20 protein-coding genes and 2 pseudogenes are annotated in these 24,556 nt (G+C 76.0%); 8 read left to right on the top strand and 14 right to left on the bottom strand.

Annotated features, from left to right (window positions below; all coding sequences use genetic code 11):
- Window positions 1-32: 32 nt before the first annotated feature.
- The 5 genes from TK50_RS24150 to trpC all read right to left on the bottom strand — a co-directional run bounded on the left by TK50_RS24150 (window position 33) and on the right by trpC (window position 5,447).
- Window positions 33-1,220 carry an FAD-dependent oxidoreductase gene (locus tag TK50_RS24150; protein ID WP_043967385.1) on the bottom strand — a complete coding sequence of 396 codons (1,188 nt, stop codon included), beginning with the start codon at window positions 1,218-1,220 and terminating at the stop codon, window positions 33-35.
- A 15-nt stretch (window positions 1,221-1,235) separates the two neighbouring features.
- Window positions 1,236-2,384, bottom strand: coding sequence for a prolipoprotein diacylglyceryl transferase (lgt, locus tag TK50_RS24145; RefSeq protein ID WP_043967384.1), 1,149 nt, complete (start codon window positions 2,382-2,384; stop codon window positions 1,236-1,238).
- Window positions 2,385-2,470: 86 nt separating this feature from the next.
- A complete protein-coding gene (gene trpA / locus TK50_RS24140) occupies window positions 2,471-3,274 on the bottom strand; it encodes a tryptophan synthase subunit alpha (protein ID WP_043967383.1) in 804 nt (267 codons plus the stop codon).
- Between the two features lie 3 nt (window positions 3,275-3,277).
- Entirely contained in the window at window positions 3,278-4,513 is a 1,236-nt protein-coding gene (gene trpB, locus TK50_RS24135; RefSeq protein ID WP_043967382.1) for a tryptophan synthase subunit beta, read from the bottom strand.
- A 70-nt stretch (window positions 4,514-4,583) separates the two neighbouring features.
- Window positions 4,584-5,447 (bottom strand): indole-3-glycerol phosphate synthase TrpC, encoded by an 864-nt coding sequence (gene trpC / locus TK50_RS24130; RefSeq protein WP_043967381.1) that lies wholly within the window; start codon window positions 5,445-5,447, stop codon window positions 4,584-4,586.
- A 520-nt stretch (window positions 5,448-5,967) separates the two neighbouring features.
- Between trpC and TK50_RS24125 the strand changes: the two genes are divergently transcribed.
- A complete protein-coding gene (locus TK50_RS24125; protein WP_043967379.1) occupies window positions 5,968-6,225 on the top strand; it encodes a hypothetical protein in 258 nt (85 codons plus the stop codon).
- Between the two features lie 87 nt (window positions 6,226-6,312).
- Here TK50_RS24125 and TK50_RS24120 read toward each other — a convergent pair whose 3' ends face one another.
- The 4 genes and pseudogenes from TK50_RS24120 to TK50_RS35100 all read right to left on the bottom strand — a co-directional run.
- The gene (locus tag TK50_RS24120; RefSeq protein ID WP_043967377.1) at window positions 6,313-6,921 is read right to left on the bottom strand and encodes a Trp biosynthesis-associated membrane protein; all 609 of its coding nucleotides are present in this window, start codon (window positions 6,919-6,921) and stop codon (window positions 6,313-6,315) included.
- A gap of 43 nt (window positions 6,922-6,964) precedes the next feature.
- On the bottom strand, window positions 6,965-8,518 hold the full coding sequence (locus TK50_RS24115; protein ID WP_043967375.1) for an anthranilate synthase component I: 1,554 nt from the start codon (window positions 8,516-8,518) through the stop codon (window positions 6,965-6,967).
- Window positions 8,515-8,949 carry a phosphoribosyl-AMP cyclohydrolase gene (gene hisI, locus TK50_RS35105; RefSeq protein WP_043969313.1) on the bottom strand — a complete coding sequence of 145 codons (435 nt, stop codon included), beginning with the start codon at window positions 8,947-8,949 and terminating at the stop codon, window positions 8,515-8,517. The genes TK50_RS24115 and hisI overlap by 4 nt, the downstream gene beginning before the upstream one ends.
- 219 nt (window positions 8,950-9,168) lie before the next feature.
- A pseudogene (locus TK50_RS35100) lies at window positions 9,169-9,477 on the bottom strand (phosphoribosyl-AMP cyclohydrolase); the annotation flags it as partial.
- Window positions 9,478-10,157: 680 nt separating this feature from the next.
- On the opposite strand from TK50_RS35100, the pseudogene TK50_RS24105 reads away from it, so the two are divergent.
- The 3 genes and pseudogenes from TK50_RS24105 to TK50_RS24095 form a co-directional block, all read left to right on the top strand.
- Window positions 10,158-10,889 (top strand): annotated as a pseudogene (locus TK50_RS24105) (ABC transporter ATP-binding protein); the annotation flags it as partial.
- A gap of 74 nt (window positions 10,890-10,963) precedes the next feature.
- Window positions 10,964-11,719 carry an ABC transporter permease gene (locus TK50_RS24100; protein WP_043967372.1) on the top strand — a complete coding sequence of 252 codons (756 nt, stop codon included), beginning with the start codon at window positions 10,964-10,966 and terminating at the stop codon, window positions 11,717-11,719.
- Window positions 11,720-11,737: 18 nt separating this feature from the next.
- A complete protein-coding gene (locus tag TK50_RS24095; protein ID WP_043967370.1) occupies window positions 11,738-12,337 on the top strand; it encodes a TetR/AcrR family transcriptional regulator in 600 nt (199 codons plus the stop codon).
- Between the two features lie 88 nt (window positions 12,338-12,425).
- Here the strand turns inward: TK50_RS24095 and TK50_RS24090 are convergent, their stop codons facing one another.
- The 3 genes from TK50_RS24090 to TK50_RS24080 form a co-directional block, all read right to left on the bottom strand.
- The gene (locus TK50_RS24090; RefSeq protein ID WP_043969311.1) at window positions 12,426-13,178 is read right to left on the bottom strand and encodes a DUF2470 domain-containing protein; all 753 of its coding nucleotides are present in this window, start codon (window positions 13,176-13,178) and stop codon (window positions 12,426-12,428) included.
- Between the two features lie 112 nt (window positions 13,179-13,290).
- A complete protein-coding gene (locus TK50_RS24085) occupies window positions 13,291-15,066 on the bottom strand; it encodes an ABC transporter ATP-binding protein (protein ID WP_043967368.1) in 1,776 nt (591 codons plus the stop codon).
- Entirely contained in the window at window positions 15,063-16,940 is a 1,878-nt protein-coding gene (locus tag TK50_RS24080; RefSeq protein WP_199486135.1) for an ABC transporter ATP-binding protein, read from the bottom strand. The genes TK50_RS24085 and TK50_RS24080 overlap by 4 nt, the downstream gene beginning before the upstream one ends.
- Window positions 16,941-17,090: 150 nt before the next feature.
- Between TK50_RS24080 and TK50_RS24075 the strand changes: the two genes are divergently transcribed.
- The 3 genes from TK50_RS24075 (at window position 17,091) to TK50_RS24065 (ending at window position 20,748) form a co-directional block, all read left to right on the top strand.
- Window positions 17,091-17,720 (top strand): TIGR03085 family metal-binding protein, encoded by a 630-nt coding sequence (locus tag TK50_RS24075; RefSeq protein WP_043967363.1) that lies wholly within the window; start codon window positions 17,091-17,093, stop codon window positions 17,718-17,720.
- A 128-nt stretch (window positions 17,721-17,848) separates the two neighbouring features.
- Window positions 17,849-18,796 carry a terpene synthase family protein gene (locus TK50_RS24070; RefSeq protein WP_043967360.1) on the top strand — a complete coding sequence of 316 codons (948 nt, stop codon included), beginning with the start codon at window positions 17,849-17,851 and terminating at the stop codon, window positions 18,794-18,796.
- 125 nt (window positions 18,797-18,921) lie between these two features.
- On the top strand, window positions 18,922-20,748 hold the full coding sequence (locus tag TK50_RS24065; RefSeq protein ID WP_043967358.1) for an AMP-dependent synthetase/ligase: 1,827 nt from the start codon (window positions 18,922-18,924) through the stop codon (window positions 20,746-20,748).
- Window positions 20,749-20,916: 168 nt separating this feature from the next.
- Here the strand turns inward: TK50_RS24065 and TK50_RS24060 are convergent, their stop codons facing one another.
- Together TK50_RS24060 and yczR are read right to left on the bottom strand one after the other, a co-directional pair.
- A complete protein-coding gene (locus tag TK50_RS24060) occupies window positions 20,917-22,221 on the bottom strand; it encodes a low temperature requirement protein A (protein ID WP_043967356.1) in 1,305 nt (434 codons plus the stop codon).
- Window positions 22,222-22,299: 78 nt separating this feature from the next.
- Window positions 22,300-23,757: a MocR-like transcription factor YczR gene (gene yczR / locus TK50_RS24055; protein ID WP_043967354.1), complete on the bottom strand. Its 1,458-nt coding sequence runs from the start codon at window positions 23,755-23,757 to the stop codon at window positions 22,300-22,302.
- Between the two features lie 58 nt (window positions 23,758-23,815).
- On the opposite strand from yczR, the gene yczE reads away from it, so the two are divergent.
- Window positions 23,816-24,484 (top strand): membrane protein YczE, encoded by a 669-nt coding sequence (gene yczE, locus TK50_RS24050; RefSeq protein WP_043967352.1) that lies wholly within the window; start codon window positions 23,816-23,818, stop codon window positions 24,482-24,484.
- Window positions 24,485-24,556: the final 72 nt, after the last annotated feature.

Raw genomic sequence — 24,556 nt, 5'->3', positions numbered from 1 at the left:
GGCGAGCCCCGGCTCGGCCCGGCCCGGGGCCGTCAGGACGGGGGACGCCACTGCGCGGCGGAGGCCGCCGCGCCGGAGAGCAGGCGGGGGCTGATCGCGCCGAGGGCGGCGTCGCGCGCCCGCAGGGCGAGCCGGCCCCGGGCCTGGAGCACCGCCGACATCCGGCGGGTCTGCCGCACCACCGTCGCCGCGCGGGGGCGGCGCAGCCGGTCGTACGCGGCCACGGCGTCCGGCAGGCGCGACTCGCGCAGCAGCGAGGCGAGGGTGGCGGCGTCCTCGAAGGCGAGGCAGGCGCCCTGGCCGAGGTGCGGGGGCATGGCGTGCGCGGCGTCGCCGAGCAGCACCACCCCGCCCGGCCCGGCCGGGAAGCCGTAGGAGCGGGGCAGCGGGCGCAGCTCGCGGATCTCCTGCTGCACCAGGTCGGCCGGGTCGGTGGCGTCGAGCAGCTCGCCGACCGGCGTGGGCCAGCCGGCGTACCAGCGGCGCAGCAGGGTGAGCTGGGTCTCCGGCGGCTCCGGGCGGGGCGCGCCCGCGGCGGTGGCCACCCAGTAGATGCCGCCCCGGCTCGACGCGCCCGACGAGCCGCGCTCGCCCAGCGAGGCGGCCACGAAGCGGTACCCGGCCCCCAGCGTCTCCCCGCCGACGGGCTGGTCGGCCGGCAGCCGGGGCGCCCGGTACCAGGGGATCACCGCCCGCCAGGCGGCGCAGCCCGAGCTGACCACCCGGGACTCGGGGGCCAGCTGCCGGCGGATCTCGCTGTCGGTGCCGTCGGCCGCGACGATCAGGTCGGCCTCGAAGCGCTGCCGGCCGTCGCCGACCGACGGGCGCTGGCCCGGCTCGGCCCGCACCGTGCGCACCGACACGCCGGTGCGCAGCTCCACCCGCTCGCCGAGGCCGGCGATCAGGGCGTCGTGCAGGTCCTCCCGGTGCACCACCACGGGCATCCGGTCGGCCGGGGTGGGGCGGGGCTGCACCAGCCACTGCCCGTCGGGGCGGCGCACGCCGCCGTCGGGCAGCGGCGTGGCGATCGCGTCGAGCCCCGCGCCGAGGTCGAGGGCGCGCAGCGCGCGTACCCCGTTGGGCCAGAGCACGACGGCCGTCGGGTCCGGGCGGACCCGGTCGGCGCGCTCCAGGAGGGTGACCTGCCAGCCGGACCGGGCCAGCGCGCCGGCGACCGCCAGGCCGCCGATCCCGGCGCCGACCACCACCGCGGTACGCATGCCGACCCCTCCCGCTCAGCTCTCGCGGTCGGCGGCGCGGGTGCCGGTGGCCCCGGCCGCCTCGTCGTCCGTCTCGTCGGCTCCGTCGGCCCCGGCCTCCCCACGGTCGGTGTCGCCGGCCGCGTCGGGGCCGGCGTCGGCCGGGTCGTCGGGGACGACCCCGGTCTCCCGGTACGCGCGGAACTGCTCCTCGCTCACCACCCGGTAGCCCTCCGGGGCGGCGGCCCGCGCGCCGGCCTCCCGCTCGGACAGGTCGAGCTGGGACACGTCGCCCCCGGTCGGGGCCGGCTCCGGGGCGGGGCCGCCCAGCGGGACGAGGTATTCGCGGGGCCCGCGCACGCGCAGGAAGTAGACCAGCGCCCCGACGAAGACCAGCGCGGCCGTCCAGACGTTGAGCCGGAGGCCGAGGATGTGGTTGGCCTCGTCGGTGCGCATCAGCTCGATCCAGAACCGGCCGGCCGTGTAGCCCATCACGTAGAGCGCGAACGCCCGCCCCCGGCCCAGCCGCAGCCGCCGGTCGAGGACGAGGACCAGGGCGGCGACGCCGACGTTCCACAGCGCCTCGTAGAGGAACGTCGGATGGTAGAGCCCCGGCAGCAGCACCGGCTCGCCGTCGACGACCTTGGCGTGACCCGGGTTGCGCGGGTCCATGTCGTGCACCCGCAGCCCCCACGGCAGGGTCGTCAGGCCGCCGTAGAGCTCGTTGTTGAACCAGTTGCCGAACCGGCCGACCGCCTGCGCGAGCGGCAGCCCCGGGGCGAGCGCGTCGGCCACCACCGCGAACGGGATGCCGAGCTGGCGGGCGGCGATCCACGCGCCGAGCGCCCCGCCGGCCACCGCGCCCCAGATGCCGAGGCCGCCCTCCCAGATGGCGAACGCCTTGAGCGGCTCCCCGCCCTCGCCGAAGTATTTCTCCGGCGAGGTGATCACGTGGTAGATCCGGGCGCCGATGATGCCGGTCGGCACCGCCCAGACGGCGATGTCGAGCACCGCGCCGGGGGCGACGCCGCGCTGGCGCAGCCGGCGCTCGGTGACCACGCAGGCCACCGCGATGCCGGCGATGATGCAGAGCGCGTACGCCCGCAGCGGCAGCGGGCCGAGCTGCCAGACGGCCGTGCTGGGGCTCGGCAGGGCCGCCTGGGGGATCGTGGAGACGAGGGTCACGGGTGCACACGCTACCGCCGCCCACCGCCCGACCGGCACCCCGGTCGGGTCGGGTGGCGGGAAAGGCCGCCCGGAGGCGGGGCGGATCAGCGCTGCGGGTGGCGGACGCCCTCGGCAAGCTCGGCGCTCAGCGCCCGCAGGGCGGTCAGGCCGGCGGCCGGGTCGGGCGCGTCGAGCAGGCAGCGGATCAGCGCGCTGCCGACGATCACGCCGTCGGCGTACCCGGCGACGGTGCCGGCCTGCGCGCCCGTGCCGACGCCGAGCCCGACGCCGACCGGCAGGTCGGTGACCTCGCGCAGCCGGGAGACCAGGATCGGCGCGGCCTCCGAGGTCTGCGACCGGGCGCCGGTGACGCCCATGATCGCGGTGGCGTAGACGAAGCCCCGGCAGTGTTCCACGGTCATCCGCAGCCGCGCGTCGGTCGACGACGGGGAGACCAGGAAGGTGCGGTCCAGCCCGTGCGCGTCCGAGGCGGCCAGCCACTCGTCGGCCTCGTCGGGGATCAGGTCGGGGGTGATCAGGCCCGTGCCGCCGGCCGCCGCGAGGTCCCGGGCGAACGCGTCGACGCCGTACTGCTCGATGGGGTTCCAGTAGGTCATGGTGACCACCGGCGCGCCGGTGGCCGCGACGGCCTCGATGATGCGCAGCGTGTCGGCGGTGCGTACGCCGCCGGCCAGGGCGATGTCGCTGGCCTTCTGGATGACCGGGCCGTCCATCACCGGGTCGGAGTAGGGGATCTCCACCTCGATGACGTCCACGCCGGCGTCGACCATGGCGGTCATCGCGGCGATGCTGCCCTCGACGGTCGGGAAGCCGGCCGGCATGCAGCCCACCAGCACGGCCCGCCCGTCGGCCCGGGCCTTGTCGAACGCGACCCCGATGCGGCTCACGAGTCACTGCTCCTTGTCGAGGATGCCGAAGTATTCGCCGGCGGTGTGCACGTCCTTGTCGCCACGGCCGGAGAGGTTGACCAGGATGACCGGTTCCCGGCCCAGCTCGGCGGCGAGCCCCGGGGCGATCTTCTGCGCGCCGGCGAGGGCGTGTGCGCTCTCGATCGCCGGGATGATCCCCTCGGTGCGGCAGAGCAGCTCGAACGCGGCCATCGCCTCGGCGTCGGTGACCGGCAGGTAGTTCGCCCGGCCGCTGTCGTGCAGCCACGCGTGCTCCGGCCCGACCCCCGGGTAGTCCAGGCCGGCCGAGATGGAGTGCGACTCGACGGTCTGCCCGTCGGCGTCCTGCAGCACGTAGGTGCGGGCGCCGTGCAGCACGCCGGACGTGCCGCCGGTGATGCTGGCCGCGTGCCGGTCGGTGTCCACGCCCTCCCCGCCGGCCTCGAAGCCGTAGAGCCGCACGCCCTCGTCGGGCACGAAGGCGTGGAAGATGCCCAGCGCGTTGGAGCCGCCGCCGACGCAGGCCGCGACGGCGTCGGGCAGCGCGCCGGTCGCCTCCAGGCACTGCGCGCGGGCCTCGACGCCGATGCCCCGGACGAAGTCCCGGACCAGCTCGGGGAACGGGTGCGGGCCGGCGGCCGTGCCGATGAGGTAGTGCGTCTCGTCGACGTTGGCCACCCAGTCCCGCATCGCCTCGTTCATCGCGTCCTTGAGGGTGCGCGAGCCGGTGGTGACCGGGACGACCGTGGCGCCGAGCATCCGCATCCGGGCCACGTTGAGCGCCTGCCGCTGGGTGTCGACCTCGCCCATGTAGACCACGCATTCGAGGTCGAACAGGGCGGCGGCCGTCGCGGTGGCCACGCCGTGCTGGCCCGCACCGGTCTCGGCGATCACCCGCCGCTTGCCCATCCGCTTGGTCAGCAGCGCCTGGCCGAGCACGTTGCGCACCTTGTGGGCGCCGGTGTGGTTGAGGTCCTCCCGCTTGAGCAGCACCCGCGCGCCGATCTTCGCGGAGAACCGGTGCGCCGGGTAGAGCAGCGAGGGGGTGCCGGCGTAGTCGCGCAGCAGCGCGTCGAACTCGGCGCGGAACGACTCGTCGGACATCGCCTTGCGGTACGCGGCGTCCAACTCGTCGAGCGCCGCGACGAGCGCCTCCGGGACGAACCGGCCGCCGAACCGGCCGAAGTGACCGGCGGCGTCGGGGAGCTGACCGGCCGGGGCCGGTTCGGTGGCGCTCATGGCGGTGTCCTCTCGCTGCTGACTTCTCGCCCGGGTTGCTCAGCGCGCCGGGCGGGACGCCCGGCGCGGCTCAGCGCGCCGGGCGGGGCGTCGCCGGGTGGTTGCCGGCGTTGACCAGGGCGGCCACCGCCTCGCGGGGGCTGGACTGGGTGACCAGGCCCTCGCCGACGAGCACGGCGTCGGCGCCGGCCGAGGCGTAGCGGATCAGGTCGTGCGGGCCGCGCACGCCGGACTCGGCGATCTTGACGACGTTGCTGGGCAGGCCGGGCGCGATCCGCTCGAACACCGACCGGTCGACCTCCAGGGTACGCAGGTCGCGGGCGTTGACCCCGATCACCTGCGCGCCGGCCTCCATGGCCCGGTCGGCCTCCTCCTCGGTGTGCACCTCGACCAGCGCGCACATGCCGAGGGACTCGATCCGCTCCAGCAGCCCGACCAGCGCGTTCTGCTCCAGCGCGGCCACGATCAGCAGGACCAGGTCGGCACCGTGCGCGCGGGCCTCGTGCACCTGGTAGCTGGAGACGACGAAGTCCTTGCGTAGCACGGGGACCTTGACCGCGGCCCGGACGGCGGCCAGGTCGTCCAGCGAGCCGCCGAACCAGCGCCCCTCGGTGAGCACGCTGATGACCCGCGCACCCCCGGCGGCGTAGTCGGCGGCGAGGACGGCCGGGTCGGCGATCTCGGCGATCTGGCCCTTGGACGGCGACGAGCGCTTCACCTCGGCGATCACGGCCACGCCGGGTCGGCGCAGGGCCGCGTACGCGTCCAGCGGTGGCGGCGCGGCGGCGGCAAGCTCACGGATCCGCTCCAGCGGAACCTGCTCCTGCCGCCGGGCGACGTCCTCGCGGACGCCGGCCAGGATCTCGTCGAGGACGCTTCCGGACGCCGCCGGACCGGCCCCGTCCCCCTCCGCGTGCGCATGCTCAGCAGTCACCAACGGACTCCCCTCTCCGGGTGTCATGGGCCGATGCTAGGGGGCGCCACCTGGCAGCACGTGCCGGGGGTATGGCGCTCCTCACGAGATGGGCTGCGGCATAATGGCCGACTTCCGGTGAACGGTGGATCACCGAGCGCGATCTACCGCATCGATCGCGGTGACGCCACCGCCCGCCAGGCCATCGATGATCGCCCATCTTCATCGGATCATTGTCCGTCGGCGCCGCGCCGCGCGCACGCCGCCCGGCGCCCACCGATGCGACCGGCCGGCGACCCGCACGCGCGCCGGCCTGCGACCGCGCGCACGCCGGTCGATGTTGTGACGAAGCTCAAGGCTGAACGGCCCTGCCCAGGTGGACGGATCCGGCGGACAGTTGACGTGGCGGTGACCGCGGCGAAACGTGAGCCGGGCACCGTGGGACTCGGGCAGACTCGACGAGGGGCCTGCCCGCGGCCCATCGGGCGGCCGCGGCGAGCAGCCGCCCGAGCCGTCGGACGATCTCGCGTGGGGTGACCAGATGAGCACTGCCGGGCCCAACCCGACCATCGGACTGACCACCATCTCCCGCACCGTGGCGTCGCTGGCCGTCGGGGTGGTGCACACCCTGGAGCGGGCCGTCGTGGGCGACGCCCGGGTGCGCACCGCGCGCGGCAACGCCTGGGAGGCCGTCTGCGCCGACCGGGCCCGCGCCCACCAGCGCGCCGAGCTGGACCGCCTGGTGGCCGAGCTGGCCGCCGCCCGCGCCGCGACGCGGGACCGCCAGCCGGTCGGCTGACCCCGGCCGCCGACCCCGCCGGGCCGGACCCGGCCGCGAGGCCGCCGGTCGGGCGGTTCGCCGGTCGGGCGGTTCGCCGGTCGCCGGTCAGTCGGCCGTCGGGTCCTCGCCCCGGTCCAGCGCGTCCCACGCCTCGGTGGTGCGCCGCCCGGTCACCGGGCCGGCCGCGGCCTCCGCCGGGGCGGGGCCCGCGCCGCGTCGACCCGGGCGCTCGTAACGCGCCCCCATCGCCGGCCAGCCCGCGCCGCGCAGCGCGACGAGGCCGCCGCCGAGGGCGGCGAGCAGGCCCCCGACCAGGCAGAACGCCGGCCACTGCCGGCTCACCGTGCCGTCGAACGCGGCCACCAGGCCGTAGCCGCCGCCGACCGCGACGGCCGCGCCGAGCGCCAGCAGCAGGACGCCGACCAGCCGGCGCGGCAGCCCTCGGGTGGCCAGCACCGCGCCGCCCCCCGCCAGCCCGACCACCGCGAGTGCGGGCAGCCAGGGCAGCAGCCCCGCCCCGGTGCGGGCCGCGCGCACCGGGGGCAGCGGCGCGGGCCGGGCGGCCAGCTCCACCGCCCACGTCCGGGTCGACGCCCACAGTGCCAGGCCCGCGCCCGCCAGGCAGAGCAGCACCGCGTACGTCAGCTCGCGGCGCGCCCGCGCGGCCGGCGCGCCGGCCCCGGAGGTCTCCCGGTCGGTCGCCGGCCCGGTCACCGCGGCCGCCCCCCGCCCGCCACGACGCGCCGCCCCGCCGCGCTCACCGGGCGGGCCGCAGCGTCTCGGCGGCGGCGATGGCGGCGAGCACGGCGGCGGCCTTGTCGCGGGTCTCCTGGTCCTCGGCGGCCGGGTCGGAGTCGGCCACCACCCCCGCGCCGGCCTGCACGTACGCGCGGCCGTCGCGGATCAGCGCGGTGCGGATGGCGATCGCCATGTCCAGGTCCCCGCCGAAGCCGAAGTAGCCGACCGTGCCGCCGTAGAGGCCGCGCCGGACCGGCTCCAGCTCCTCGATGATCTCCATGGCCCGGACCTTCGGCGCGCCGGACAGGGTGCCGGCCGGGAAGGTCGCGGCCAGCGCGTCGAACGCCGTCTGCTCCGGGCGCAACTCCCCGACCACGGTCGAGACGATGTGCATGACGTGGCTGTACCGCTCGATGGTGGCGAACTCCGGCACCTGGACGGTGCCCGGGCGGCAGACCCGGCCCAGGTCGTTGCGGCCCAGGTCGACCAGCATGACGTGCTCGGAGCGCTCCTTGGGGTCGGCGAGCAGCTCGGCGGCGAGCCGGGCGTCGGCGTCCGGCGTCTCGCCGCGCGGGCGGGTGCCGGCGATCGGGTGCAGCAGCGCGCGGCGTCGACCGTCGGGGCCGGCGTTGACCTTCAGGTGCGCCTCGGGCGACGAGCCGACCACGTCGAAGCCGTCGAAGCGCAGCAGGTACATGTACGGGCTCGGGTTGGTGGTGCGCAGCACCCGGTAGACGTCCAGCGGGTCCGCGTCGGTGGGCCGCTCGAAGCGCTGGGCCAGCACGATCTGGAAGCACTCCCCGGCCCGGATCGCCTCCTTGGCCGCCTCGACGGCCTTCGGGTAGCCGCCCGCGTCGGTGCGGCTGACCACGTCGCCGACGGCCGGCCGGTCGACCGTGGAGATCATCGGCGGGATGGGCCGGGACAGCGCCGTGGTCATCGCGTCCAGCCGGCCGACCGCGTGGTGGTAGGCGGCGGCGACCAGGGCGTCCCGGCCCGGCTCGTCGGCCGGCGGGAGCACCGCGTTGGCGATGAGGATCGCCGAGCCGTCGTAGTGGTCGAGGACCACCAGGTCGGTGGCGAGCATCATGCCCAGCTCGGGCAGGCCGAGGTCGTCCTCGGTCAGCTCGGGCAGCCGCTCGAAGCGGCGGACCAGGTCGTACCCGAGGTAGCCGACCATGCCGCCGGTCAGCGGCGGCATGCCGCTGGCCGGGTCCCAGGCCGGGCCGGCGAGGGCCTCGACGGTCTCGCGCAGCACCCGGACCGGGTCGCCGCCGGAGGGCAACCCGGCCGGCGGCTGGCCGGTCCAGCCCGCCACGCCGTCGCGCTCGGTGAGGGTGGCGCTGCTGCGCACCCCGATGAACGAGTATCGCGACCAGGCCATCCCCGCCGAGCCGGCCCCCTGCTCGGCGGACTCCAGCAGGAACGTGCCGGGGCCGCCGGCCAGCTTGCGGTAGACGCCCACCGGGGTCTCCGCGTCGGCGAGCAGCCGCCGGGTGACCGGGACGACCCGCCAGCGGGCCGCCAGGTCGGCGAAGGTGGCCTGGTCGGGGCTGACGACGCCGTCGGTCATGCCTGCCCCCCGGTGGTGGTGACCGGCAGCTCGGTGAAGAAGCAGGTGCGCTCGCCGGTGTGGCAGGCCGCGCCGACCTGGTCGACGCTGACCAGCAGCGCGTCGCCGTCGCAGTCCAGCGCGACCGAGCGGACGTGCTGGAGGTGGCCGGAGGTGGCCCCCTTGACCCAGTATTCCTGCCGGCTGCGCGACCAGTAGGTGGCCAGGCCGGTGGTGAGGGTGCGGTGCAGCGCCTCGTCGTCCATCCAGGCGACCATCAGCACCTCGCCCGTGTCGTGCTGGCGCACCACGGCGGCCACCAGACCGTCGGGGGTGCGGCGCAGCCGCGCGGCGACGGCCGGGTCGAGCCGGGACGGGCGGGCCGGGCCGGGCGTCGCCGCCGGGGTCCTGGGGGCGTTGGCGCCGGTCACCGGCGCGTCAGGTACGGGCACAGTCACCCATTCTCCCGCACGCGGCGACGGCACCGGCGACGGCTCCCGCCGGGCGACCGGGGTCGGACGCGGCACGCCGGCCCGCGCCGGTGCCGGCCCGCCGGTGAGCTGCGCGAGGTAGCGGTCCAGCCGCCCGTCGGACAGGGCCTCGGCGAGGTCCGTGCCGGCGACGGCGGCGATCTCCCCGGCGTACGGGCGGACCAGCGGGACGGTGCCGGTGACCAGTCGCCCGGCGGCGGCCCAGAGCTGCCCGACGGAGCCGGGGCGCACGCCGAGGCAGAGCAGCATGTCGTCGCGGTATCCGGGCGGGGCGACCGGCAGGTCGAGAGCGGCGGCGAACGCCGCCCGGCGGGACACCACTCGTACCGACGGGTTGGCCAGCCGCAGCACGGACGGGCAGAGCCGGGCCAGGTCGGCGGCGGCCAGCCGGACGCCGAGGTGGTCACCCCGGGCCCGGGCCCCGGCGACCTTACCGAGCGTGGCGATCAGCTCCTCCAGCCGTGGCTCGTCGGCGGGCTGGCAGAGCACCGGCAGGTCGATGCGGGCACGCCACCGCTCGTCGGCCCAGAGCAGCCGGATCGGCGCGGTGACCGGCAGCCCGAACGCCCACTCGGCCGGCTGGGCGAGCCGCTCCAGCCAGGAGCGGACGTCGCGGACCGCCACCGAGACGTGGGTGAGCCGGCCGCCGGTTTCGGCCAGGTAGGCGCGGCGGGCGGCGTACGGGGCGTTGATCGGCGGCCCGGCCGGGCGGCTCGGCGTGGCGTCGGCGACCAGCACGTCGAGGTCGACGTCGCTGTGCGCCGTGGCGGCCCGGCGGGCGTGGCTGCCCCGCAGCAGGATGCCGACGACGGGGCGCTCGGCCGCCTGCCGCAGCCGGGCGGCCCAGTCGTCGAGGAATCCACTTTCCGGTGACGCAGCGTGACCCACCGCGCCATCGTGCCGTACGCCCGATCGGGGCGCAATGCCCGATGCCGGACGGGCTGTCCGGTCAGAAGGCTGACGCCCGGTCCGAAGGCTAGTGCCCGAGGGTTCTCTTTCCTGCCTCGGGGTACCTTTCGCCGCCGCCCGGCGGCACCCCGGCTCCGGCCGGCCGCCCCGCCCGGCGCGGCGGCAGTCCCGCCCGGCCGGGCGGCGACCGTTGCGGGCGGCCCCCTCCCTCACCTAGCGTGGAGTTCATCGAGTGATGAATTACTTCCCAGGGGGTGGCGATGGACCACGCGATCGCGGTCCGCGACCTGGTCGTGGACCGGGGCCGACGCCGGGTGCTGCACGGCGTGACGTGCGCGGTGCCGCGCGGCGCCGTCACCGGCCTGCTCGGGCCCAGCGGCAGCGGCAAGACCACCCTCATGCGGGCCGTCGTCGGGGTGCAGACGGTCCGCTCGGGCTCGGTGACCGTCCTCGGCCGGCCGGCGGGCTCCCCGGCGCTGCGCAGCCGGGTGGGCTACCTGACCCAGGCGCCCAGCGTCTACGCCGACCTCACCGTCGCCGAGAACGCCCGCTACTTCGCCGCCCTGCACGGCCGGGGCCGGGCCGAGGCGGACCGGTCCGTGGCCGACGTCGGGCTGGCCGACGCCGCCGGCCAGCTCGTCGGCTCCCTCTCCGGCGGGCAGCGCAGCCGGGCGTCGCTGGCCTGCGCCCTGGTCGGCGAGCCGGAGCTGGTCGTCCTCGACGAGCCGACGGTCGGGCAGGACCCGGTGCTGCGGGCCGACCTGTGGGCCCGTTTCCACGCCCTCGCCGCCGCCGGCACGACCCTGCTGGTGTCCAGCCACGTGATGGACGAGGCGGCCCGCTGCGACCGGCTGCTGCTGATCCGCGAGGGCCGGCTCGTCGCCGACGACACCCCCGACGCGGTCCGCGCCGCCGCCGGGGTCGACGATCTCGACGAGGCGTTCCTGCGCCTGATCCGGGCCAGCGAGGCGGCCGCCGGGCAGGACGACGCCGGACAGGACGGCGGCGGACCGGACGGCGGGCAGGCTGACGGCCTCGGGCGGGCAGCCGGCGAGGGGGCGGCGTCGTGAACGCGCGCATCCTGGCCGCCACCACCGGCCGCGTCCTGCGCCAGCTGCGGCACGACCGGCGTACCGTCGCCCTGCTGGTGCTGGTGCCGGCCCTGCTGCTCACGCTCGTCTACTACATGTACGCCGACCAGCCCACCCCGCCCGGCCAGCCGAGCATGTTCGACCGGGTGGCCCTGGTGATGCTCGGCGTCTTCCCCTTCGTGATCATGTTCCTGGTGACCAGCATCGCGATGCTGCGCGAGCGCACCTCCGGCACCCTGGAGCGGCTGCTCACCACCCCGCTGGGCCGGCTCGACCTGCTCTTCGGCTACGGCATCGCGTTCGGCCTCGCCGCCGCCGGCCAGGCCGCGATCGCCTCGGCGGTGGCGTACTGGGTGTTCGGGCTGACCACCGCCGGCAGCAGCGCCCTGGTGATCCTCATCGCCGTGGTCAACGCGGTGCTCGGCGTCGCCCTCGGCCTGTTCTGCAGCGCCTTCGCCCGCACCGAGTTCCAGGCCGTGCAGTTCATGCCCGTCGTGGTGATCCCCCAGCTGCTGCTGTGCGGGCTGTTCGTCGCCCGCGACGAGATGGCCGGCTGGTTGCAGGCGGTCAGCGACGCGCTCCCCCTGTCGTACGCCGTCGAGGCGTTGCAGGAGGTCGGCGCGCACGCCGAGCCGACGGCCACCATGTGGCGCGACCTCGGGGTGGTGGCCGGGGCGGTGGTGCTGGCGCTGGCGCTGGCCGCGGCCACCCTGCGCCGTCGCAGCGGCTGACGCGCGGGCGGGGCGCGGATGGCGACGGCGCGACGCACCGGGCGACGGCCCGGCAACCCGGGCACCCGCGAGGCGATCCTCGACGCGGCGCGTGCCGCGTTCGCCGAGCGGGGCTTCGACGCGGCCTCGATCCGGTCGATCGCCGCCGCGGCCGGGGTCGACCCGGCGCTGGTGCACCACTACTTCGGCGGCAAGGACCAGCTCTTCCTGGCCGCGATGGGCGCCCCGCTCGACCCGGGCGAGCTGCTGCCCCGGGTGCTGGCCGGCGATGCCGACGGCGTCGGTGAGCGGCTGGTGCGCACCTTCCTCGGCGTCTGGGACTCCCCGGCCGGCGCCGCCGCGGTGGCGCTGCTGCGCTCGGCCGTGAGCAACGAGTGGACGGCCCGGCTGCTGCGCGAGTTCCTGGTCACCCAGGTGCTGCGCCGGGTCCTGCACCACCTCGACGTCGACCCGGCCGAACTGCCGCTGCGCGGGTCGCTGGTGGCCAGCCAGCTGGTCGGGCTGGCCCTCATGCGGTACGTCGTGCGGCTGGAGCCGGTCGCCTCCGCCCCGCCGGAGACCCTGGTCGCGGCGGTGGGCCCGACCGTCCAGCGCTACCTGCGCGGAGGGCTGGGGTAAGGAGGGGCCCTCTGTTGACGCATTCGGTAGCAAGGGGTGCCCCGCTCACCCCCGGGGGCGCGGCTCGCGCCCACACGGCACGGCTCGCTCAGCCGCGGGGCGCGGCGGAGCGCGGGTGCTGGCAGAGCATCGGGTGCAGCAGCCGGGCCAGCTCCCGGTGGTCGGCCACCGGGCGCGGGAAGGCCAGCCGGGCCCGCCGCCGGGCGCCGGGCCGGCCGAGGGAGACCAGCAGCCCGTACCGGTCGACGCGGACCACGCGGGGCGGGCCGTCGGGGCCGGACTCGACCAGGCCGAGCTGACGCCGGACGTACGCGGCCATCTCCCGGCCGTGGTGCACGGCCAGTTCGGTGAGCAGCTCCGGCTCCACCGGGTGCAGCGGGTCCGGCTCCGCCTCGGCGTACGCGACGGGGTCGATCCGCAGCAGCCCGTCGGGGCGCTCAAGGCGGGCCTCGGCCACCTCGAAGCGGTACAGCCGGAAGCGGGTGCCCACGTCGAGCAGGTCGCCGGTCGGGTCCACCTCGGCGAAGTCCAGGGTGGCCTGGCGGGCCTCGTCGCCGTGCAGCGCGGCGGCCCACCCGGAGACCCAGGCCCGGCCGAGCGACGGGGCGCCGGCGGCCGGCGGCAGGTCGAGCACGTCCAGCGCCACGGCGACGTCGGCGCCCGCGCCCCGGGGCAGCGCCGCCGCCAGGTCGCTGTGCACGCCGACGAGGAGCAGCACCCGCCCGTCGGCGTCGGTGGCGTGCCGGACGTGGTACGGGCCGGGCCGCTGGGCCAGGTGGACCAGGGCCGGGAGCCGGCCGGCGACCAGCGTCCGGACGGTCTCGGCGGGCGTGGGGCGCAGGGCGGGACTGGGGCGCATGACCCACCTCCGAAGGTTAGGCTTACCTAAGCAGCACGGTAGACCATGCGCGCCCCCGCGTCCACCGCACCGCCGGTTCGCCCGTCCGGGCCGGTCAGCGGGTCTGCTCCAGCCAGGAGGCATGCAGCAGGCCGTAGACCGAGTCGGGGTCGCGGATCAACTCGTCGTGCGGCCCGCGCTGCACGATCCGGCCCCGGTCCACCACGATCACCTCGTCGGCGGCCTCGGCGGTGGAGAGCCGGTGGGCGATCGCGAGGGTGGTCCGGCCCCGGGTCACCGCGTCCAGGGTGCGCTGCAGGCGCACCTCGGTCGCCGGGTCCACCGCGCTGGTCGCCTCGTCCAGCACCAGCAGGTCCGGGTCCGCCACGTACGCCCGGGCCAGCGCCACGAGCTGCCGCTCCCCCACGCTCAGCGCCTCGCCCCGCTCCCCGACCGGGGTGTCCAGCCCCGCCGGCAGCCCGGCCAGCCAGTCGGCCAGCCCCAGCTCGGTGAACGCGGCCGTCAGCTCCGCGTCGGTCAGCTCCGGCCGGGCGAAGCGGACGTTCTGCCCGACGGTGGCGTCGAACAGGAAGCCGTCCTGCGGCACCATCACCACCCGGGAGCGCAGCGAGGCGAACCGGACCTCGGTCAGCGGCACGCCGGAGAGCAGCACCGCCCCGTCGGTCGGGTCCATCAGACGGGTGAGCAGCTTCGCGAACGTCGTCTTGCCGCTGCCGGTCTCGCCCACCACGGCGACCCGGCTCTTCGCCGCGATGTCCAGGGTCACGTCGTGCAGCACCGGCGGCCCGCCCGGGTAGGCGAAGCCGACCCCGGCGAAACGGATGTCCAGCGGCCCCGCCGGGAGGTCCCGGCCCTGCTCGCCGGGGTCGGCCACGTCCGGGGCGACGTCGAGCACGTCGAGCACCCGCCGCCAGCCGGCGATGGCGTTCTGCGCCTCGTTGAGCACCTCGGTGGCGATCTGCACCGGCTGGATGAACAGGGTGACCAGGAACAGGAACGCGGTGAGCTGCCCGATCGACAGGGTGCCGTCCACGCCGAGCAGCACCCCGAGCACGACGACGCCGGCCAGCGCCAGCCCGGCGGCCAGTTCCCCCACGGAGCTGCCCAGGATGCTGATCCGGATGGCCCGCTGCTGGGCCCGCTGCTGCCCCTCGATCGCCGCGTCGAGCCGTCGGGCGGTCCGCCCGGCGATCCCGTACGCCCGGATCACCGGCGCGCCGACGACGCTCTCGCCGATCGTGCCGAGCAGGGTTCCCATCCGCTGCCGGACCGTCCCGTACGCCCCGGCGAGGCGGCGCTGGAGCTGCCGGATCACCAGCACCGCGGGCGCGAACGCGGCGAGCACCACGAGGGTCAGCTGCCAGGAGTACGCGAGCATGACGGCCGTCGTCACCGCGAGCTGGCCGAGGTTGACGATCAGGATCACCCCGCCCCACTGGAGGAACTGGGTGATCTGGTCGACGTCGCTGGTGACGCGGGAGACCAGCGAGCCGCGCCGCTCGGACTGCTGGTGCAGCATCGACAGGTCGTGCACGTGCCGGAACGCCCGGGTGCGCACGTTGGCCAGGGCCGTCTCGCTGACCGTGAACAGCCGGCGCATCATCAGGTAGCCGCAGGTGGTGGTCACCACCAGCACGGCGGCGGTCGCCGCGACGACGGTCCACACCACGCCGAGGTCGAGACCGCCGACGATGCCCTCGTCGATGCCCTGCTGCACGGCGACCGGGACGGCGACCCGGCCCACCATGTAGACCAGCGCCAACGCGAGGGTGCCGGCCAGGCCGGTGCGCAGCTCGGGCGAGAGGGCCAGGCCCCGCCGCAGCGTGCGCCAGGTGTTCTCCGCCGGTTGCTCGGCCTCCACCACACTCACCGGTCCACCTCGACTTCCAGGCCGGAGGTCAGCGGGGCGACCTCGTCGTACGGGCGGGGCTGCTGCTCGCCGTCGGCCTCGGCCTGCTCGTAGGCGGTGACCAGGTCGGCGTAGCCGGCAACGGTGGCGAGCAGCTCGGCGTGGGTGCCCCGGGCGACCACCCGGCCGTGCTCCAGGTAGATCACCTCGTCGGCGAGCGCGATGGTGGCCCGCCGGTAGGCCACCACCAGGATCGAGGCGGCGGGGCCGCCGGCGGCCGGCGCGCGCAGGCCGGCGAGGATGGCCGCCTCCACCCTCGGGTCGACCGCGCTGGTGGCGTCGTCGAGGACCAGCAGCCGGGGCCGCCCGGCCAGCGCCCGGGCCAGGGTGAGCCGCTGCCGCTGCCCGCCGGAGAGCGAGGTGCCCCGCTCGCCGACCATCGTGTCGAGCCCCTCGGGGAGCGCGGCGACGAAGCCGTCGGCCTCGGCGAGCCGCAGCGCGGCCCAGACGTCGTCGTCGGTGACGCCGGGCCGGTCCAGCGCGATGTTCGCCCGCACGGTGTCGTCGAAGACGAACGGCACCTGGGCGACCAGGGCGGCGGTGCCGGCCAGCGAGGCGGCGGTGAGCCGGCGGACGTCGACGCCGTCGAGGCTGACCGTGCCGGTGTGCGGGTCGACCAGCCGCACGGCCAGCGCGGCGATGGTGGACTTGCCCGAGCCGGTGGGCCCGACCAGGGCCACGGTCCTGCCGGCGGGCACGGTGAAGGTGACCTCGCCGAGCACCTCGGCGCCGGGCAGGTGCGCCTCGGCGGGCTCGTAGGCGAAGCCGACGTCGGCGAAGGCGAGCGTGGCCGGCGTCAGGTCGGCCGGGTCGAGCGTGACGTCGCCGTACGGCATCTCGCCGGTGGCGTCGAGCACCCGGCGCACCCGGTCCCAGCCGGCGACGCTGCGCGGCAGCTCGGCCAGCACCCAGCCGATGGCCCGCACGGGGAAGGCCAGCACGGTGAACAGGAAGGCCACGCTGACCAGGTCGGTGACGGTGATGGCGCCCTGCCGGAGGCGGAACGCGCCGACCACCAGCACGGCGAGGGTGCCGAGGCTGGGCAGGGTCTCCAGCATCGGGTCGAAGACGCCGCGCAGCCGGCCGACGGAGATCAGCGCGTCGCGCAGCTCGCCGGCGCGGGCGGCGAACCGGGCGGTCTCCTGCGCTTCGCGGCCCATGGTCTTGACCACCAGGGCGCCGTCGAAGCTCTCGTGGGCGATGCCGCTGACCTCGGCACGCAGCCGCTGGGCGCGGGCCTGGCGGGGGGCCATCCGTCGGGAGTAGATCACGTTGAGGGCGAACAGGGCGGGGAAGACCGCGAGCCCGACGAGGGCCAGCGCCCAGTCGGTGACGAACAGGGAGGCGATCGCGCCGACCAGCATGACCACGGTGCCGACGGCGAAGGGCAGCGGGGCGATCGGGTACCAGGCCGCCTCGACGTCGGAGTTGGCGTTGGACAGCAGGGTGCCGGTGGCGTTGCGCTGGTGCCAGGACAGCGGCAGCTCCAGGTAGCGGCGGGTCACCTGCCGGCGGTAGGCGGCCTGGAGCCGGAACTGCATGTAGCCCGCGCCGAGCCGGCGGCCGAAGATGCCGACCACCCGCAGCACGCTGATGCCGAACAGCGCCCCGGCGGCGAGGGCGAGGGCGGCGACGCCCACCGACCCGCGCGCGATCGCCGGCACCACGACGTCGCCGACCACCGCCCCGACGACGTACGCGCTGGCGATCACCAGCCCGCCGAACAACACGCTGCCGCTGACCGCCACCGCGAAGATCCGGGGCTGCTCCCGGATCGCCCGGCCGAGCACGGACAGCCCTCTGCGGAGCACGTCCCGACTTGTCCTGCTGGTCACGCTCTCCCCCGCCGTAAGTTGCAAGTATCTCCCTCATCCTTACCGGACGGGTCGAGCCACGCTGTCCCGGAACGGGTATGTCGGCGATCACGTCGAGGGCCATCCCCGCCACGACGGGCCGACGGCGGCGGACCGGCCTACGATCGGGCCATGCCGCGGTACGCCCGGTCGGAGCGCGAGGCGCTCGCCGACCTCATGCAGAACCTGGGTCCGGACGCGCCGACCGTCAACGAGGGCTGGTCGGTGCGGGACCTCGCCGCCCACCTCGTCGTGCGGGAGCGGCGGCCGGACGCCGCCGGGGGGATCGCGCTGCCGCCGCTGCGCGGGTACGCCGAACGGGTGCGCCTGCGGGTCGCGGCGCGGCCCTTCGACGAGCTGGTGGCGCTGGTGCGCCGGCCGCCGCTGTGGAGCCCGCTGAGCAACCCCGTCACCGACGAGCTGGTCAACACGATGGAGTTCTACATCCACCACGAGGACGTCCGGCGGGCCCGGGCGGGGTGGGGTCCGCGCGACCTGCCGGCCGGGCTGGACGCCGTGCTGTGGCGGCGGGCCTCGGTGCTGGGCCGGCTGGCGCTGCGCCGCTTCCCGGCCGACCTGCTGGTGCAGGCGCCCGGGCACGGCGCACTGTCGGCGGGGCGGGGCGGGCCGCGGATCCGCGTGGTCGGCGCGCCGGGCGAGCTGGTGCTCTTCCTCACCGGCCGGCAGCGGGTCTCGCGGGTGCAGGTGGAGGGGCCGGCGGCGGCGGTGGACCGGCTCCGGGCCGCCCAGCTCGGCATCTGACCCGCTGTGCGGGAACGGTCACTCGACGGCGCGGGGCAGGCTCCCGACCGAACTATGAATATCTATTCATCTGGCGTACCCTCGGCCGGTCGCCCCACCCGGGGTGGCCCGACCCGGCAGGGGGTGACGTGCGGAGCTTCGCGGTCTCTGCCCTGGACGAGCCACCGTTTCCCACGCGCCGGCACGCCGGCACCGATCTGGCCGCCGCACAGAGCCTGGGCTGGGCGCAGGCGTTCGGCCTGATCACCAACGGACGCCGGATGCACCGGCTGCGGCACGCCGCCGCCGCCGAGCTGGCCGGTCGCACCTGCCCGGACGCGCCCGCCGACCGGTTGCGACTGCTCACCGACCTGATCACCTGGCTCTTCGTCGTCGACGACGCCTGCGACGACGACGGGCTCGGCGACGCGCCCACCCGGCTCGCCCCGGTCGTCGCCGACCTGCTGGACGTGCTGGACCGGCACGGCGCCCCGGGCCTCGCCCCCGCCGGCGGTCCGCTGGGCGCCGCCCTGGACGACCTCTGCCGGCGGATCCGGGCCCACGGGCACCCGCCGCTGCTGCTGCGCTTCGTCGGCCAGCTGCGCGACTACCTGCTGGCCCTGCTGTGGGAGGCGGCGAACCGGGAGCACGGCCGGGTGCCCGGGGTGGCCGAGTACGTCTCGCTGCGCCGGCACACCGGGGCGGTGCACCCCGCGTTCACCCTGACCGACCTCGCGTACGACGCGCCGCCGGAGGCGGACCGCCGCGTCGAGCCGGCGCTCGTCGACGTCGAGACCCTGGCGGCGGACCTGGTCTGCTGGTGCAACGACCTGTTCTCGTACGGCAAGGAGAACCGGGCGGGGCCGGACGCGCACAACCTGGTCAGCGCGATCGCGGCCGAGACCGGCCGGGGCGAGCCGGCGGCGCTGCGGGCCGCCGCCGAGCGGTTCAACCGGGCCCTCGCGTGCTACGCCGAGCGGGAGGCGGCCCTGGTCGACGCCGACGACGACCCGGCGCTGCGCTCGTTCCTGGCGGCCCGCCGCAACTGGGTGCGGGCCACCTACGACTGGTCGCTGCGGGCCGCCCGGTACGCCTGATCCGCGCCGGGGCCCCGGCGGGCCGCCGCGAGGACTAGCCGATGCGCGGTGCAGGCAATACCCTTCGGTAACCGCAAACGACGTGACCCCCGTCACGCCTCCACCCCCTGAAGGCGGCTACAGCGATGTCTCTCGATGTACCGTACCGTTCCATCCCCGACATGTTCCTCAAGCGCGTGGCGGCCACCCCCGACCGCCCCGCGTTCGCCCACCCCGCCCCCGACGACTCGGGGCCGGTCTGGCTGACCTGGGCCCAGGTCGGGCAGCGGGCCCGGGCGGTCGCGGCGGGGCTGCACGGGCTCGGTGTCGGCCGCGAGGACCCGGTGGCGATCCTGTCGAGCACCCGGCTCGACTGGGTGCTCGCCGACTTCGGCATCATGTGCGCGGGTGGCGCCACCACCACCGTCTACCCGACAACCGAGCCCGAGGACGCCACGTACATCGTCGCCGACTCCGGCTCCCGGGTGCTGTTCGCGGAGAACCCGGCCCAGGCCGCCAAGCTCGCCGGCGCGACGCTGCCGGCCCTGACCCACGTGGTGCTCTTCGACGGCACGCCCGACCCGGCGGCGGCCGTGCCGCAGCTGACCCTCGCCGAGCTGGAGGAGCGGGGCGCCCGGACCCTGGCCGACGACCCGGAGCTGATCGAGCGTCTGACCGCCGACCTCGGGCCCGACCACCTGGCCACCCTCATCTACACCTCCGGCACCACCGGGCGGCCCAAGGGCGTCGAGCTGCTGCACGGCGGCTGGTGCTGGGAGGGCGTGGCGCAGGCCGAGGTGGGGCTGCTGCGCGACGACGACCTGCAGTACCTGTGGCTGCCGCTGGCCCACTCGTTCGGCAAGACCCTGCTCTGCGGCGCGACCCACGTCGGCCTGCCGACCTACGTCGACGGCCGGGTCGAGAAGCTGGTCGAGCTGCTGGCCGTCGTGCGGCCGACGCTGATGTGCGGGGCGCCCCGCGTCTTCGAGAAGGTCTACAACAAGGCGGTCACCACCGCGCAGGACGCCGGCGGCGCGAAGGCGAAGATCTTCGCCTGGGGGGTGCGGGTCGGCAAGGAGAAGGTCGCGCTGGAGCAGGCCGGCCGGCCCGTCCCCGCCGGGCTGAGGCTGCGGTACGCGCTGGCCGAGAAGCTGGTGTTCAGCAAGCTCCAGGCCCGCCTCGGCGGCCGGATCCGGGTGCTCGTCTCCGGCGCCGCGCCGCTGAGCAAGGAGATCGCCACCTTCTTCGCCGCCGCCAACCTGCCGATCTCCGAGGGGTACGGCCTCACCGAGAGCAGCGCCGGCAACTTCGTCAACCCGCCCGGCGGCCTGCGCATCGGCACCGTCGGCCGGGCGATGGGCGACCTGGAGTGCCGGATCGACACCGACGGGGAGATCCTGGTCCGGGGCCGGCCGGTCATGCGGGGGTACCACCACCTCCCCGAGGACACGGCCGCCGCGTTCACCGAGGACGGCTTCTTCCGCACCGGCGACATCGGCAGCCTCGACGACGACGGCTACCTGCGCATCACCGACCGGAAGAAGGACCTGGTCAAGACCTCCGGCGGCAAGTACGTCGCCCCCTCGCACATCGAGGGCATGTTCAAGGCGCTGTGCCCGTACACGTCGCAGGCGGTCGTCATCGGCCAGGCCCGCAACTACTGCACGATGCTGGTCAGCCTCGACCCGGACGCGATCCGGGGCTGGGCGGCCGGCGGCCCGCTGGAGGGGCGCAGCTACGCCGAGATCGCCGCCTCCGCCGAGGCCCGGGCCATGGTCGAGGAGTACGTCGCCCAGCTCAACGCCAAGCTCAACCGCTGGGAGACGATCAAGAAGGTGACCGTCCTGCCCCGCGACCTGACCATCGAGGACGGCGAGATGACGCCGTCCCTCAAGATCAAGCGCCGGGGCGTGGAGAGCAACTTCGCGGCCGAGATCGACCGGATGTACGAGGGCAGCCTCGCCGAGATCTGAGCCGCCTCCCCCGCGGCCCACACCCACTCGGCACCGACCCACCGGCGGCCGTGCCCCACCGTCCCGGGGCACGGCCGCCGGTCGCCGCCCGGCGCGGAGGCGGACGGAGTCGTGGCGCGGAAGCGGGCGAGGGCGCGGCGCGAAGGCGGACGAAGGCGCGGCCCGGGCTCACAGGTGCTCGGCGCGCCACCTGCTCGCCTCGGCCTCGGCCTCCGTCTGCTCCGCCAGCGCCAACTGGCGGACCCGGTGCCGGCGGCGCCCCTCGCCCCGGGTCTCCACCACGACCAGCGCCACGCAGACCACCCCGAGCAGCAGCAGCGCGTGCAGGGCCCCGATCCGGGCGGCCAGCGGCGAGAGCAGGGCCAGCAGCGCCACCGCGACCACCGGCGGCCAGCGCAGCACCCGCAGCACCCGCACCCCGCAGGCGACGAGACTGATCAGGTAGAGGCCGACCCCGCCGTAGAGAACGAGGATCCAGAACGCACCCAACGGCTCGCCCCAGGCCGGCGAGGTCGGATCCGCCGCCTCGACGAGCAGGTCCTTGATCCCGAGGGCGAAGAAGATCACCCCGGTGACGATCGGCAGGTGCAGGTACGTGTACGCGTCCCGGGCCAGCCGGGCCCGCGCCACCGGGTCGCGGGCCCGGTGCAGCGCCTGCTCGACGGCGAGCGCCAGGACGTCGAAGTACGCCCACCACAGCGTCGCCGCGATCGCGATGCCGGTCACCGCGGCGACCACCACCGGCCAGGTCAGCGGCAGGCCGGTGACGAACTTCGAGCCCAGCCCGAGCGCGATGATCGACTCGCCGAGCGCGATCAGCACCATCAGGGCGTGCCGCTCCGCCCAGTGCCCCGCCGACACCACCACCCAGTACGCGCCGCCGAGGCTCGTTCCCGCCACGTACTCCAGGGTCAGCGCGGCGGCCCAGAAGGCCAGCTGCAGGGCCGTCGCCGTGCCGTCGTGGGCGATCCGCGGCGGCACCAGCGCGGCCGCGACGAGCAAGGCCGCCGCGACCACCGGCAGCCCGGCAAGCCACGCCCAGCGCCGCAGCCGCACCGGGTCGCCCCGCGCAACCCAGCCGAAGACCGCGAGCTGCGAGGCGCGGACCAGGAAGTAGCAGCTCGCGAAGACCAGCGGGCCGTTCAGCCCGCCGGGCCGGTCCGTGAACGCGCCCGGCATGCTCAGGGCCAGCAGGAAGGTCGCGGCGATCGTGACGAAGCCGACCAGCGGCAGGATCCCCTGGTCGGCGCGGACCGCGTTGCCGAGCCCGGCGAAGCCCGTCCAGCACCACCACAGCAACCCCAGCACGAGCAGGCAGCGGCACAGGTTGACGGGGCTCGGGTAGTACACGGTCAGCGTGGTGACGTTGAGGAACGCGTAGACGAAGACCAGGTCGTAGAAGAGCTCCAGCCGGGTGGTGCGCGAGCCGGACGCGCCGGGTCGCACCCCGAGCGACCATCCCCCGTTGCCCATCCCCGCAGTCTTCCAACCCGGGGCCGCCGGGCAGCCGGGTTCGGCCGGATCGGCCGACCGCGCGGGCGGGCGGCCGGGTCAGGCGATGACCGCCGGCTCCTGCCAGCGCGGGCGGCTGGCGCGGTCCAGGTCGTAGCGGACCGCCGCGAGCCGGCCGACGGCCTCCGCCAGGTCCGCGGCGGGCAGCGTGAACGGCAGCCGCAGGAAGCGTTCGAGGGTGCCGTCCAGGCCGAACCGTGGTCCGGGCGCCAGCCGTACGCCGACCTCCTCGGCGGCGCGGGCCAGCGCGCTGGAGATCGGCCCGTCCAGCTCCACCCAGAGCGTCACCCCGCCGCGCGGCGCGGTGACCCGCCAGTCGGGCAGGCGGCGCGCGAGCGCGTCGGTCAGGGCGTCGCGCTGGGCGGCGAGCTGGGTGCGGCGGGCGGCCACGATGGCCGGCGCGTCGGCGAGCAGGTGGACCGCGACGAGCTGGTCGAGCACCGGGCTGGCCATGTCCACCCCGACCCGGGCGGCGGCCAGCCGCTGCACCTGCGGGGCGGACGCGCGGACCCAGCCGATGCGCAGGCCGCCCCAGTAGGGCTTACTCATCCCGCCGATGGAGATCACCCGGGAGTGCCGGTCGAACGTGGCGACGGGCGGGGGCAGCTCGGTGCCGTCCAGCGGCAGGTCCACGAACGACTCGTCGATCACCAGGTCGGTGCCGGCCGCGTGGGCCGCGGCGACCACCCGCTCGCGCAGCTCGGCCGGCATCAGGTGCCCGGTCGGGTTCTGGAAGTCGGGGATCAGGTACGCCAGCTTCGGCCGCCCCTGACGCAGGCTGCCCAGCAGCAGGTCGGCGTCCCAGCCGGCGGCGTCGGTGGCCAGCCCGTGGGTGGTGATCCGGGCCCGGCGGGCAGCGAGGGCGGCGAGGGCGTTCGGGTACGTCGGCGACTCGACCAGCACGTTGCCCCCGGGCGCCAGGGCCAGCCGCAGCACCAGGTCGAGCGCGTGCTGGGTGCCGCTGGTGACCATGATCTGGTCGGGTGAGGTGGGCAGGCCCCGCGCCGTGTAGCCGGCGGCGACCGCCTCGCGCAGCTCGATGACGCCGGTCGGGTGGTAGCCGGCCCCGCCCAGGTAGCGGGGCAGGTCCTCGGCGGCGGCCCGGGCGGCGGGCAGCAGCTCGGGCGGCGCGGCCAGCGCGGCCACCCCGAGGTCGATCATGTCGCGGTCGTCCAGCGGGGTCCACAGGCCGGTGCTGGCCACCCGGTGGGTGCCCGGGAGCATCGTCCAGCTGCCCGCCCCCCGGCGGCTGGCCAGGTGCCCGCTCTCCCGCAACTGCCGGTAGGCGGCGGTCACCGTGGTCCGGCTGATCCGCAGCGCCTCGGCCAGCTCCCGCTCGGCCGGCAGGCGTACCCCCAGGGGCAGGCGGCCGTCGGCGAGCAGTCCACGGACGGCGCCGGCGAGCGCGGCGTAGTCGGGGCTGCGCCGACGGCCCGGCAGGGCGTGCCACTGCCCGAGGAGCCGAGCCAATTGGGCCCCACGCACCTGACTTGTCATGGCCACCCTCCCGATATTGGCTCTCCCCACCGCCGGATTGGCACCTAGGGTGGCATGCATGGTGGCAATTGGCAATCTGCGGCACCGGCCCGTCCGGCGGCTGGTCCAGCTCTACGCGGGCCTGACCCTCTACGGCGTCAGCATGGCGCTGATGATCCGCTCCGGCCTCGGCCTCGACCCGTGGGACGTCTTCCACCAGGGCGTCGCCCGCCGGACCGGCCTGTCGTTCGGCACCGTCACCATCGCCGTCGGCGCGCTCGTGCTGCTGCTGTGGGTCCCGCTGCGCCAACGACCGGGCCTCGGCACGGTCAGCAACGTGCTGGTGATCGGCCTCGTGGTCGACGCCACCCTGGCCCTGCTGCCCGGCGGGGCCCCGTTGGCGGCGCGGGCGGCGCTGCTGGTCGTCGGGATCGTCGCCAACGGCGCCGCCACCGCCCTCTACCTGGGCGCGCGGCTCGGCCCGGGCCCCCGCGACGGCCTGATGACCGGGTATGTGGCGCGCCGCCCCGGACGGTCGGTCCGGCTGGTCCGCACCGTCATCGAGGTCACCGTGCTGGCCCTCGGCTGGCTGCTCGGCGGCACCGTCGGCGTCGGCACCGTCGCGTACGCCCTCACCATCGGGCCGCTGGCCCAACTGTTCCTGCCGATGTTCACCGTCGAGGCGGAACCGGCCGGGGCGGAACCCGTCGAGGTGGGGGTCGCCGGGCCGCGCCCCGCCGGACCGTGACCACGCAACCGCGCTGAGCTGCGGCGACACCCGTACCGGAAAAGTAGGTGTTTCCTCCGGCGGCGGCGCACG

It is taken from the genome of Micromonospora haikouensis (genome assembly GCF_000876225.1).
GTDB lineage: Bacteria > Actinomycetota > Actinomycetes > Mycobacteriales > Micromonosporaceae > Micromonospora > Micromonospora haikouensis.
This window is presented reverse-complemented; position numbering and strand designations above follow the sequence as displayed.